The sequence below is a fragment of the Ruegeria sp. SATB027 genome (genome assembly GCF_059613825.1).
The window spans coordinates 75,491-88,190 of sequence record NZ_JBXWTH010000028.1 but is presented as its reverse complement, the minus strand read 5'-3'; the positions used below and the strand labels follow the sequence as shown (position 1 = coordinate 88,190).

11 protein-coding genes are annotated in these 12,700 nt (G+C 57.5%); 2 read left to right on the top strand and 9 right to left on the bottom strand.

The genetic code is table 11. The features are described 5' to 3' along the window. Nucleotides 1–3: 3 nt before the first annotated feature. From AC2FPW_RS05635 to AC2FPW_RS05605, 7 genes are all read right to left on the bottom strand, one after another. On the bottom strand, nt 4–1,440 hold the full coding sequence (locus tag AC2FPW_RS05635) for a DegQ family serine endoprotease (RefSeq protein ID WP_496812820.1): 1,437 nt from the start codon (nt 1,438–1,440) through the stop codon (nt 4–6). 749 nt (nt 1,441–2,189) lie between these two features. Beyond that, on the bottom strand, nt 2,190–2,789 hold the full coding sequence (locus AC2FPW_RS05630) for a nucleotidyltransferase family protein (RefSeq protein ID WP_496812819.1): 600 nt from the start codon (nt 2,787–2,789) through the stop codon (nt 2,190–2,192). A gap of 31 nt (nt 2,790–2,820) precedes the next feature. Beyond that, nucleotides 2,821–5,238 (bottom strand): GcvT family protein, encoded by a 2,418-nt coding sequence (locus AC2FPW_RS05625; RefSeq protein ID WP_496812818.1) that lies wholly within the window; start codon nt 5,236–5,238, stop codon nt 2,821–2,823. Nucleotides 5,239–5,334: 96 nt separating this feature from the next. Continuing rightward, a complete protein-coding gene (locus AC2FPW_RS05620; protein WP_209504126.1) occupies nt 5,335–6,642 on the bottom strand; it encodes an HlyC/CorC family transporter in 1,308 nt (435 codons plus the stop codon). A gap of 63 nt (nt 6,643–6,705) precedes the next feature. Further along, nucleotides 6,706–7,662, bottom strand: coding sequence for a site-specific tyrosine recombinase XerD (locus AC2FPW_RS05615; protein ID WP_267363895.1), 957 nt, complete (start codon nt 7,660–7,662; stop codon nt 6,706–6,708). Between the two features lie 2 nt (nt 7,663–7,664). Next, nucleotides 7,665–9,185, bottom strand: coding sequence for a hypothetical protein (locus AC2FPW_RS05610; protein WP_496812817.1), 1,521 nt, complete (start codon nt 9,183–9,185; stop codon nt 7,665–7,667). Then, nucleotides 9,175–9,324: a hypothetical protein gene (locus AC2FPW_RS05605; protein ID WP_267363898.1), complete on the bottom strand. Its 150-nt coding sequence runs from the start codon at nt 9,322–9,324 to the stop codon at nt 9,175–9,177. Before AC2FPW_RS05605 ends, AC2FPW_RS05610 begins: the two co-directional genes overlap by 11 nt. Nucleotides 9,325–9,403: 79 nt before the next feature. On the opposite strand from AC2FPW_RS05605, the gene AC2FPW_RS05600 reads away from it, so the two are divergent. Together AC2FPW_RS05600 and aroB are read left to right on the top strand one after the other, a co-directional pair. After that, nucleotides 9,404–9,991 carry a shikimate kinase gene (locus AC2FPW_RS05600; RefSeq protein ID WP_496812816.1) on the top strand — a complete coding sequence of 196 codons (588 nt, stop codon included), beginning with the start codon at nt 9,404–9,406 and terminating at the stop codon, nt 9,989–9,991. After that, complete coding sequence (gene aroB / locus AC2FPW_RS05595) at nt 9,991–11,103, top strand: 3-dehydroquinate synthase (protein WP_496812815.1); 1,113 nt, start codon at nt 9,991–9,993, stop codon at nt 11,101–11,103. The genes AC2FPW_RS05600 and aroB overlap by 1 nt, the downstream gene beginning before the upstream one ends. Before the next feature lie 9 nt (nt 11,104–11,112). Here the strand turns inward: aroB and AC2FPW_RS05590 are convergent, their stop codons facing one another. Together AC2FPW_RS05590 and ssb are read right to left on the bottom strand one after the other, a co-directional pair. Next, nucleotides 11,113–12,183, bottom strand: a complete 1,071-nt coding sequence (locus AC2FPW_RS05590; protein WP_480537706.1) for a site-2 protease family protein — start codon at nt 12,181–12,183, stop codon at nt 11,113–11,115. A gap of 18 nt (nt 12,184–12,201) precedes the next feature. Then, nucleotides 12,202–12,690 carry a single-stranded DNA-binding protein gene (ssb, locus tag AC2FPW_RS05585; protein WP_209504119.1) on the bottom strand — a complete coding sequence of 163 codons (489 nt, stop codon included), beginning with the start codon at nt 12,688–12,690 and terminating at the stop codon, nt 12,202–12,204. Nucleotides 12,691–12,700 lie beyond the last annotated feature (10 nt).

The window sequence follows — 12,700 nt, the reverse complement described above, 5'->3', positions numbered from 1 at the left end:
TGGTCAGACCAGTTCGACGGCAACGAAGATCTGGCTGCCGGCCCGATTGATCAATACCAGTGCCGGGTCTGTCTTTTCGCTGTCCAGTGCCGCCTTCAGCGCTTCGGGTGTGAACGTGTCTTGGTTGCCCAGTTTGACGATCACATCACCACGTTGCAGACCCGCCCGAGCCGCAGGGCTGTCCGGTTGCAGGTCTGTGACGACCACACCTTCGACGGCTTTAGCGATACCTGCCTCGGCCCGCACCGTTTCGGTCAGGGGGGCCACGGTGACACCAAGCGACGTGCCTGCCGCCTCGGATTCGACAGGGGTGTCGGACTGGACCGCCGCTGCCTGATGCTGGCCAACGGTCAAAGTGACCGTTTCCTGTTTGCCATCGCGCAGAATGGTCAAATTACTGGCGGTGCCGACCTTGGTTGTGCCCACCAGAATGGGCAGGTCACCACTGGAGTCTACGGCTTCGCCGTTGAAGGACAGGATAACATCGCCTTGCTCCAGAACGCCATCTGCAGGGCTGTCGGCGACAACATCTGCCACCAGTGCGCCCGAGGAGGCATCAATTCCCAGTGCCGCCGCAAGCTGCGGGCTGATATTCTGGATAGATACACCCAGCCACCCACGGCTGACCTGCCCGTCATCCTGCAGATCGGCCGCAATATGCTCAACGATGTTCGAGGTTACGGCAAATCCCAGCCCGACAGATCCGCCACTTGGGGAATATATGGCCGAGTTTACACCAATCACTTCGCCGTCCATGTTGAAAAGCGGGCCACCAGAGTTGCCCTTGTTGATGGCGGCGTCCGTTTGAATGAACTCGGCATAAGGCCCGTCCGAGATATTGCGACCTTTCGCCGATACAATGCCGGTAGTAACTGTCGAGCTCAAACCAAACGGGTTGCCGATCGCAACGACATCTTCGCCAACGCGGATTGCATCGCTGTCACCCAGTTCGACAGCTTGCAGGCCCGGGCCTGCATCGATCTTCAAGACTGCGATGTCTGTCAGCGGGTCGGTGCCAACCACCTCGGCTTCAAATGTCCGGTCATCACTTAGGCGAACGGTTACAGTCGCGGCATTGTCCACCACATGGTGATTGGTAACGATATAACCGGCTTCATCCAGTACAAACCCTGACCCGAGCCCTTGTGCCGGCCCGCGTTGAGGCATGTTGAACCCTTCAGGCCCACCAAAGCGCTTGAAGAATTCCCCAAACGGATGACCGTCGAAATCAAAATTCTGCCCCTGTGCGGGGCTTGAGGCGGCCTTTTGTTCGGCAATGATGGTTACAACCGAAGGGGAAACGGATTCGACAAGATCGGCAAGCGCCTCATCCGCCATCGAAGGTAAAGCGGTTGTGGCCAGCATGGCTGCGCCCAATGCGCTGACCCCCATCCAGTTGGATGTGCGGGGAAGTAAAAGCGAAGATTTTCGGATGCTCATTTCTGTCTCCTGGTTTGATCACGCAATTTCCGTTGCGCGTTGAGACATGAGATGCACTGGCAGGATTGGGGTTTCCTGACTGATCAATTAATAAATCTTAATTTTGCCACAAAGCAGATGTTTTGTGGCGAAGGACGTTGATCAGGATTCGCTGATTTAACCGGGTAGGTCGAAGGCGAATCGGAGGATTGTTGCCAAAACAGACGTCAAACTTTCAAAAAAGTTGAATTTTCATTGTTTTGTTGACAATGCTTTCACTGAACAGTGGGGAAAAATGCTGCTCTTCCAATGGTTGTGGGCGAGTCCGGGAGTCATCGGACTTGACGCTGTAACTTTGCTGACAGGCAGCTGAATGGGTGCATAAGTTTGCGCTTAATCCCGAATCGTTGATATGCGCACCGGACTTGGATCGCCTATAGGTTGAGCAAGCCCTGGGGCTATGTTGCCTAAAAGCCAAATCGAGGTGCGCGAAATTAACCTATTCTTCCAATTTTACGTTGTTTCTAAGGATCGGATAAGTGAGGATGAAATTGCCCAAGTGAGGGGAAGCCAAAAGCGCTAGGGGGCGCTGGCGGCTAACTCAGTTACCGGAAGTTTTAGCGGCGTGTTAACGAGGGGGTCTTGTTTAGGTTTAGCTGCTAGGGAACCAGAGTGTCTTTAAGACCTATTGGTCAAACTTTTGGAATTGTGGAAAGTGGTAGTCCTGTATTGGGCACCGGCCCGGTCGATATCGACCGGGCCGTGTTTATTCAAGAAGTGCGCTTCTTACACCAAGCATCCCAATCTTCCGGCGTATCCAAATCCAAAACCGCGTTTTGACCGGGAAGTGGTTGCAGGAATACGCCACCCTGTTGTGACCGAACCACCGTCTGCGCGCCGTGATCGCCGTGCAATGCCAAGAGCTGACTGAAAAGCGTCCGATCGAAGATCACCGGGTGCCCGGGCTTTCCATCTGCGGTTGTTCCACGCCAGATTACATTGTCGGGATGTAATTGACGTGCATTCAAGATCGTTCTCAGATCAGCCTGGGTCAGGTCAGGTAAGTCGGCCAGCAAAACCATGACTGCGGGTGCGTCTACAGGAAGGTATTCTATGGCGGTGCGCAAACTGGCGTTCATTCCCTCTGCCGCGTCCGGAACCGGAACGGTCTGAACATCCAGTCCCGCAAGTGCGTCATATCTTGGGTGTGGACGCGGTGGCAGGGCGACAAGGACAGGCGCCACACCACGCGCAAGGGTCGCCGTACGGGTCAGCAGTGGAATGCCGTCGATTTGCTGCAAAAGCTTGTCCAACCCGCCCATACGACTGGATTGACCGGCGGCAAGCAGGATGATTGGGATTTCGGTCATTGTGCCTCACTGCCGTCAGTCATGTGTGCTGTCATCCCCTCATGCGTGTGCCATCTGGGTCAAACAAAGGTGTCGAGATAACCTTCGCTTTGCGCATCTGCCCCAGAATCTCGATTTCAACCTCCAGACCATCTTCTATGCACCCGGACGGCAGAAAGCCCATGGCGACGGATTTTTGCGCAAAATGAGAGTAGCCGCCCGAGGTGCAGAACCCGACAACCGAACCATCCAGCCAGATCGGTTCATAGGCGTTGACGTCTGCATCGTCTGTTTCAACCTCGAAGGCTGCCAGCTGGCGGGTGGTTCCGTTGGCCCGTTCTGCTTCCGCTGTATCGCGGCCGATGAAACGGGTGCTTTTGTTGAAAGCAATGAACCGGTCCAACCCCGTTTCTGCGGCGGTGTAATCTGGCGAATATTCCCGCATCCATGAGCCAAAGAACTTGTCTAGCCGCAGGCTCATCATTGCGCGCATTCCGAACGGAACAATGCCGTGGGGTTGTCCGGCCTCCCACAGCGTCCACCAAAGCTGACGCTGCGCTAAGGGGTCGCAATAGATTTCATAACCAAGATCACCCGTATAGCTGACACGCTGAACGATACAGTCGGTCATGCCGACAGTCATCCGGCGCACGTTCAGGAAGTTGAAATCGGCCAAGTCGTCTCGGGTGCAGGCTGCCAGAACCTGCGTTGCCTTCGGGCCGGCAATCTGGAAGCCGTTCAACCGGTCGCTGACGTTTTCAATCCTCACGCCGTCCTGAGCGTTTTGCTGGAACCACCGCATGTGGAAGGCCTGACTGCCATAGGATGCCGTAAGCTGGAACTCGGTGTCAGTCAGGCAGGAAACAGTGAAATCGCCGATTAGCTTGCCCTTGTGCGACAGCATCGGGACCAAAGACAGCCGACCGGGTTTCGGAATGCGGCCAGCCATGATCCGGTCCAGCCAGTTCCGAGCATCGGGTCCGGTGATGCGGTATTTGCCGAAATTGTGGACTTCGTTGATACCCACAGCTTCACGCACCGCCCGCACTTCGCGCCCTGTCGCCGCGAACGCGTTCGAGCGGCGGAAGGATGGCGTTTCAAACCCCGGCTCATCTTCCTGAGCAAAATAGTTTGGGACCTCAAGGCCGTATTGCTGCCCCCAGACCGCGCCCAGCTCGCTGAAGATGTCATACATTGGTGTTGTGCGGTTGGGGCGCGCGGCAGGCAGTTCTTCGTTCGGATAGGCGACGCTGAAGCGTTTCTGATAATTCTCGATGACTTTGGGGCGGGTGTAACCTGGGCTGATCCAGTCTCCGAAGCGGGCAACATCCATGGCAAACACATCGCGCTCGGGCTCGCCTTCGATCATCCACTGCGCCAGCGTCAGGCCAACGCCGCCACCCTGACTGAACCCGGCCATGACACCGCAGGCCGACCAGTAGTTGCGCATTCCGGGTACAGGGCCGACCAGCGGGTTGCCATCAGGGGCAAAGGTAAACGGCCCATGGATCACCGATTTTATCCCAGCCTCAGCCAGTACAGGAAAGCGGCGATACGCGAATTCGATACTGTCGGTGATCTTGTCATAGTCATCGGGCAGCAACTCGTGCCCGAAATCCCACGGGGTGCCGTCTACTGCCCAGGGCTTGCAGGGCTGTTCGTAGAACCCGATGCACAGGCCACGCCCTTCCTGCCTTAAATAGCTTTCGCCTGCCGGATCCATGACATGCGGATGCTCGCCACCCGCATCGATAGTTGCTTCGATCTGTGGGATCGCGTCGGTGACAAGATATTGATGCTCCATCGGGTGCAGGGGAAAATAGACACCGGCCATGGCGCCAACTTCACGTGCCCAAAGCCCGCCTGCATTAACAATGTGTTCGGCATGGATTGTGCCCTTGTTGGTGACGACATCCCAGCTTCCATCGGGGCGCTGGTTGGTTTCACGCACCATACAATGGGTTTCAATTGTGGCACCGCCCATTCGCGCGGCCTTGGCATAGGCATGGGTGGTTCCTGAGGGGTCCAAATGTCCATCCAACGGATCGTAAAGAGCACCGATAATTCCGTCGATATTTGTAATGGGCGCGATCTTTTTGATTTCTTCCGGGCCGACGATTTCTGTCTCAAGCCCCATGAACCGATGCTTGGCGCGTTCCGCCAACAGCATATCGAACCGGTCCTGATTGTCGGCAAGTGTCACACCGCCCACATGGTGCAGGCCACAGGACATGCCAGTGATCTGTTCCAGTTCTTTATACAGCCTGATCGTGTATCCCTGTAGCGCCGCCATGTTGGTGTCGCCGTTGAGGGTGTGAAACCCGCCTGCCGCATGCCAGGTCGATCCGCTGGTCAGTTCGGACCGTTCCAGCAACATGACGTCCGACCACCCGAGCTTGGTCAGGTGATAAAGAACCGAACATCCGACAACGCCGCCACCGATGACGGCCACCTGGCATGTGTTTTTCATCTGCTCCTCCATCTCTGGTAGGACGGTGCAGATCAACGATAAAGCATTCTGTCATACGAGCGACAGAGCGCGTCGTTTTTGTCTGGCGTCCGAACCCTATAAGGGCCGCACTTTCAGGGCGGTGATACGATTGCCTTCGCGTGCTGTAACCTCGAACCGGAAGCCATGGAACGAAAACACTTGCCCAACAACCGGGATCATCTGGGCTTCGTGGATGACCAGACCAGCAAGAGTGTTGGCTTCTTCATCCGGTAGCGACCAGTCCAGCGCACGATTGGCGTCGCGAATGGTCATAGCACCTTCGACAAGGAATTGGCCATCATCCGTTCGAACGACCGGCACCTCTTCGGCGATATCGAACTCATCGGCGATTTCGCCCACAATTTCTTCCAGAATATCCTCAAGCGTGATCAGTCCACGCAATGAGCCGTATTCGTCCACCACCAGCGCAAAGTGACCGTGCATTCGCAGAAACTCGCGCATCTGGTCATCCAGAGTTGTGGTCTCCGGAACGAAATAGGGGGCATTTGCGACCTTGCCGATGTCGAAGCTGGCCAGCCGGTCGGTGCCGCCGTCGCTGCTGCCAGCCTGTGCATACATCGCGCGGAACAAGTCCTTGGCGTGAACAACGCCAACAATGTTCTCCTGCTCGTCCCTGAAAACGGGCAGACGAGTGTGAGGGCTTTCAAGGCATTGCCTCAGGATAGCTTCGGGTGGGGCGTTCGCATCGATCATCTCGATGTTGGAACGGTGGAGCATGATCTCTTCCACCGTGCGGTCGCCCAGGTCCAGCGCGCCGAGGATGCGGTCGCGATCTTCTTTTTCAACAACCCCTTCGGAATGGCCCAGTTGCAGGGCGCCTGCGATTTCTTCGCGCACGGCCAGAATGTTGCTGTCAGGATCGATCTGAACTCCGAACAGGCGCAATACGCCACGCACCAACAAACGTACGGCCGCGACGACAGGCGAAAACACTGTCACGACCACGCTGATGATCGGCGCAACGGCCGCAGCGGCCTTTTCGGAATTGGTGATGGCGTATGTCTTGGGCAGCACTTCGGCAAAGATCAACACCAGAAAGGTCATGACCAGCGTTGCCAATGCCACGCCGCTTTCGCCAAAAAGACGTGTGAACAACGCCGTCGCCAGTGACGCGGCCAGAATGTTGACGAGGTTGTTGCCCAGCAGAACCGACCCGATCAGACGTTCGTTGTCGTCGGTGATTTCCAGAGCCTTTTTGGCCCCGCGCGATCCCTTGTCGGCCTGAGCGCGCAGTTTCCCCCTAGATGAGGCGGTCAGCGCCGTTTCCGAGCCCGAGAAGAATCCGGACAGGATAAGCAGGAACAGGATAGCGCCGGTCGTAAACCAGAATGCGCCGTCGATCATAGAAGGTAAGGGTTCCATTGGTCCTTGATAGGTTTGTGTACTGCATCCGTTATGGGGACGTCGCCCCGCTGGATCAAGGTCTTAGCCCTTGTCCTCATTGCGGTCTTTGCTCAGCGGGTGATGTTGCAACACCAGTTCCGCCAGACGTTCATCCAGAACATGCGTATAGATTTCTGTCGTCGCTACGTCTGCATGGCCCAATAACGTCTGGATCGATCTCAGATCAGCGCCGTTGGCCAGCAGATGCGTAGCGAATGCATGGCGCAGCGTGTGTGGTGTGACTTTTTCAGAAGAAACACCGCCGCGTACAGCCAGCTCTTTCACCAGCAAAAAGAACCTGTGCCGTGTCAGATGACCGGACTTTCCGCGTGAAGGGAACAGAAAGCGCGAGCGCTGAGCGCCTTTTTCCGCGGCCAGGTCCTCGGCCTCGTCCCGCGCGCTCAGCCACGCGGCCAAAGCATCCCGGGCCGGAGGCGACAGAGGGACCATTCGCTCCTTCCCCCCTTTTCCCAGCACCAGCAGCATCCGGGGGTCGCCACGGGCCGAGGAGACGGGCAGGGAGACAAGTTCAGTCACCCGCATTCCGGTGGCGTACAAAACCTCCATCAGGCAGGTGTTTCTTAGCCTGTCAGATTCGGTTCGCCCGGTTTTTCGGGCAGCCTCCAGCAAACGATCAACTTCGGGCACATCCAGCGTCTTGGGCAGCCGTTTCTGCCGGCCGGGACCTTTGATCTGAATGGCAGGATTGGTCGCGCGCCAGCCTTCCTCGAAGGCAAACCGGTACAGCTGCTTGATAGCAGACAAACGCCGTGCGCGGGTCGAACGTGACAAGCCCTGTGCATCGCAGTCGATCAGGTAGGCTTCGATCAGGTCGCGATCTACCTGATCAAATCCGGATTTCTTGGGGTCCAGCCATTCGGCAAAATCTTTCAGGTCGCGCCCATAAGCCAGCAGCGTATTGGTAGCCGCGCCAAGCTCTGCCGCCTGCGCCTGCAAGAACGTTGAAATCCACAGGGCGTCTGATGCCGGAGAGCCCATGATCAACGCTTTTGCAGGATCAAAAGGGACAGGGCCGCACGTCGCGCGGTGTCTTCCAACCCAACGCGCCGGAACGTTGCAATCGCCGCTGTCAGGTCCACCAGATTGCCCCGTGCGCCATGTGTAAACAGTTGCATGGCTTCAATAATGGCTTCGCCCAATTGACCGTTGGCCAGCAGCGCATCAATGTCGCCTGGCACAGGCGCTGCCCATTCAAACCCCTGAGCGACAGCATCAGCCAAAGGGGACGGGGACACCGCGCGCCCGGGGTCACCTTGTGCCAAAGCGGCAAGAAATCGGGTTTCGTTGGATGTGTCGGGCGCTGCCAAGGCGGCCTGTTCGTAAAGCCCCGACAGCATCAGAATACGCCAGCGCAGGATTTCGGTGGTGGCAACCGGCAATGTGACAGACGACAAGCGCTCGGCGAACAGTTCGGCAAACGGAACCTCAAGCCCGACACCGCGCATCTGTTGCCAGACCGGTTGCAAAGTCTTTCCGATCGCTTCCGCGTTCCCGGTGTCTAACGCGCTTTCAAAACGCTGAACGGCGGCCACCCGATCCCAGACAGCACCTGAGGCTGCCGGATCACGCTCGGTATAAAGGCCCAGCAGCTGATTGGGGGTTAATGCGCCAATACGGGTCAGCCGTTCCGCTGCTTCGATCTGTGCCTTCCAACCCGCGACATCGCGCAGATCCGCATTGGCAAACGCCCGCGGCAGCGGAGCGGAGGGGAGTCGTTCGCCAATTGCCTCAAACAAACGGAACGTCAGGGGATCAGGGTTTTCCGGCTGCGGCAGGTAAGCTGCGCCTTCATACAGTTCCGGGCTAAGGAAACGGTCCAGAACCGCCAGATCCTCGGGTGGAAGGATTTCAAGCGCATGTGCCGCCTCAAGCGTCAGCGCAGCCGAAGCCCAATCCCCGCGGCGGGCCTTGCAGAAGATCTGAGCCGCATAGTCCTGCGAAAGATACGGTTCGGCAATAAGGGCGGTACAACTGCGATCCTCATCCCCGGTCAAGAGCGTCGCATCGAACCAGCGCTTGAACCGGTCCTGCGTGTCAGTGGGTCCGGCCAGTTGAACAAGCGATTGTGCCGGATCAGCGGCACCCAGTTGCATCAACCGATCCAGCCGGGCCAGCAAAAGGGTTTCTTCGGCCAGAGGCCCCGACGGCGCGCGGGTTTCAGACAAGAGCAACGTGAACAACAAACGCTGCATGGCCGGGTTGTCACGCACGTGGACGTCGGCGATCAGTTCGGCCAGGCGATCCGCATCGCTGCCCTGCCAAAGGTCGACGGGCAGACCGGTGACAGAGGACGAAACAAGGCCCAGCGGCTGCGACAGTGCCTCAAGCGAAGTCACCTCAATTTCCGGCAATGCGCCATCTTGCGTAACCGGTGGTTCCAGCAGAACGGTTCCCGGCAGGTTTTCCGGCGGGTCTGTCAGCCATTCGATGGCGGATAAGGGTTCCTGCGCATGTGCCGACCCGGCCAGTGTGATTGCCAAAAGCAGTTGCTTAGTTGACATCCAGTACAACCGGCTCGCGAATTTCACTTTGAGGCGCAGAGAAATCCACACCAAAGAATGGACCGACATAGGCATAGGCAACCAGCCCGATGAATGTCAGGCACAGAACATATATCAGGAACTTGATCAGACGGCTCATGGCGTCACGCTGCCTCAATTTTTGATTTTGACCAAGTTATAACTGGCATTTTTCCCAAGATCACGTCATTCACGGTGAAATGAGCGAAATTAAGCATAACACGCATTCAGCGGACACGCAGACCCGATTTGATCTGCACAAAACCGTGGTTCTGGTGGGCATGATGGGGGCCGGCAAGACGGCCGTGGGCCGCGCTTTGGCCGCGCGTCTGGGTGTTCCCTTTCTGGATAGTGATGCCGAAATCGAATCAGCCGCCAACATGACCATCCCCGAAATCTTTGAGCGGGACGGAGAGCCGTTTTTTCGCACCAAGGAAACACAGGTCATCAGCCGCCTGCTGGACGAAAAAAAAGGCATCCTTTCAACGGGTGGCGGGGCGTTTCTTCAGCCCGACAATCGGCGTTTGATCACCTTGCGTGGGGCGTCTGTCTGGTTGCGGGCAGACCTGAAAGTTTTGTGGAGCCGAGTTCGCCACAAGGACACGCGCCCACTGCTGCGCACCGTTGATCCGTTTGCGACATTGAAAGCCCTCTACGAGGCGCGTGTTCCGGTTTACGCCGAGGCAGATTTGATCGTGGATTCGGATGGCGAAACGTCGATCGAGAATATGGTGGACCGGGTTGTCGACGCCTTGTTGGCGCGCCCTGATGTTTTGGAAATCAGATAATGCATCAAACAGTACATGTGGAACTGGGTGACCGGTCGTATGACGTTGAGATCGGTCCGGATCTTCTGGCGCGAGCTGGCGAATGGATTGCACCACAATTGGCGCGCCCCAAGGTGGCCGTCCTGACAGATGAAAACATCGCTGATCTGCATCTGGACTCGCTGCGTGCGGGTCTGAAAGTCGCCGGGATCGAAATGTCCGCGCTGGCCTTGCCCGCCGGCGAAGCGACCAAAAGCTGGCCTCATTTCGAACGCGCGGTTGAGTGGCTGTTGGCAGAAAAGGTTGAACGCAGGGACGTTGTTGTGGCCCTTGGTGGTGGGGTAATTGGTGATCTTGCAGGCTTTGCCGCGGCCGTCCTGCGCCGAGGCGTTCGGTTCGTGCAAATCCCCACGTCTTTGCTGGCGCAGGTCGACAGCTCCGTTGGGGGGAAAACAGGGATCAACGCCCCTCAGGGGAAGAACCTGATCGGCGCTTTTCATCAGCCATCGCTGGTTCTGGCAGATACATCTGTCTTGCAGACCATGACCCAGAGGGACTTTCTTTCAGGGTATGGCGAGGTGGTGAAATACGGCTTGCTTGGGGATGCGGAATTCTTTGAATGGCTTGAGGTGAACGGGCAAAGCGTCTCCTCGGGCGACATGGCCGCACGTGTGCGTGCGGTAACCCGCTCGGTTCAGATGAAAGCCGATATCGTGGCCCGGGATGAAACCGAACAAGGTGACCGCGCCCTGCTGAATCTGGGGCACACCTTCTGCCATGCCTTGGAGGCCGCCACAGGTTATTCCGACCGTCTTTTGCATGGCGAGGGCGTGGCCATCGGCTGTGCACTTGCGTTCGAGCTTTCGTCCCGCCTTGGCCTGTGTTCGCAAGAAGACCCAAGCCGGGTACGCGCGCATCTGCGGGCGATGGGTATGAAAACGGATCTGGCTGATATTCCCGGTGACTTGCCAAGTGCCGAGGCGCTGGTGGATCTGATGGGGCAGGACAAAAAGGTTGTGGACGGCCAGCTGCGGTTTATCCTGGCCCGCGGAATTGGTCAGGCTTTTGTGACCTCGGATGTGCCGAAGGATGCGGTCTTGTCGGTTCTGTCGGACGCGCTGGCCCCGGTGTGACGCAGGGGATTAACGGCCCTGAATAACCATCAGCTCGCCAATGTTTTCGCGGGTTATGTAACCGATCATGTGACCGCCATGGGTCAGAACTGCAATGGCTGGCGCCCCATTGTGCAGGTGTTCCAGCACGTCCTCAAGGCCGGTTGTCAGCAAGACTGCGGGAACGTTGGCATCCATGATCGAGGTCGCGGGCGCAGTTCTGGGCTGGTCGCTTGCCAGGGCAGTGAACAGGCGATCGCGTGTCACAAAACCCAGCAAAGTATGATTTGAGTCCAGTACCGGAAACTCGTGCTGAGTGGTGTGAATGACGGCTTGTGCAGCTGTGCTCAGCGTATCACTGGGAGAAAGTGCGTGAAACTCAGTGATCATCGCGTCACGGGCCAGAACGCGGCGGACCGCGGATCGCAAAGCGACTTCCTGGCTTTCTGCATTGGCCGCAAAGAACACAAATACGGCGATCAATACCAGAATTGGATTGCCGGAGCTCAGCCCTAGAAATCCAAACCCGATGGCGACAACCTGGCCACCAACGGCTGCAATTCGGGTGGCTTTGACACGATTCATGCGTAAACACAGAAGGGCGCGAAAGACGCGGCCTCCGTCCATTGGGAATGCCGGGATCAAGTTGAAGATGGCCAAGAGCAGATTGATATAGGCCAGCTTGTCCACAATCCTCACATTTGGTGACTCCAATTGCGCGAGGGTCTCAAGCGGCATCCCTGCGCCAAGCACGGCAAGGCCAATGAAGATAGCGATATTCACTGCCGGGCCCGCAAGCGCCACCAGAACCTCTTGCATGGGTTTTTCCGGCATTCTCTCAAGCCGGGCCAGGCCGCCGATGGGCAGAAGGGTGATGTCGGGGGTTTTGATGCCATAGCGCCGCGCCATAAGGGCGTGACCGAACTCATGCGCGACAACGCAGGCAAACAGCGCCAGAACAAAGAGAAGGTTCTCAATCGCGGCTGGCATGCCACCGGCTGAGAAAGCGGCAAAACCGACCCAGGCGAGCAGCAGAAAAAAGGTGACATGGACCCTCAGTTCGGACCCGAGCAATCGGCCGAGAGAGAAGGACCATGTCATGTTGTTTCTCCGCTTTGTTTAGAACGGAATCTCGTCGTCGTCGATTCCGCCCGATGCGGGCGCCGGAGAGCTGGATGGACCGCCATAGGGGTCACCGTAACCGCCACCGGCTTGGCCGCCACCATACCCGCCGCCGCTGCCGCCACCGCCTTCACTACGACCGTCCAACAGGGTCAGTTCCCCGCGATAGGGGCGCAAGACAACCTCGGTCGTATAACGATCCTGACCGGACTGATCCTGCCATTTGCGGGTTTCCAGCTGGCCTTCGATATAAACCTTGCTGCCCTTGCGCAGATATTGCTCGGCGATGCGGGCCAGCGGTTCCGAGAAGATAGCAACCGAATGCCACTCTGTCCGTTCACGACGTTCACCCGTGTTGCGGTCTTTCCAGTTTTCCGAGGTGGCAATGCGCAGGTTGCACACTTTGCCACCGTTCTGGAACGACCGGACTTCGGGGTCGCGGCCAAGATTTCCCACCAGAATGACCTTGTTGACTGAACCCGCCATGTAAATCCTC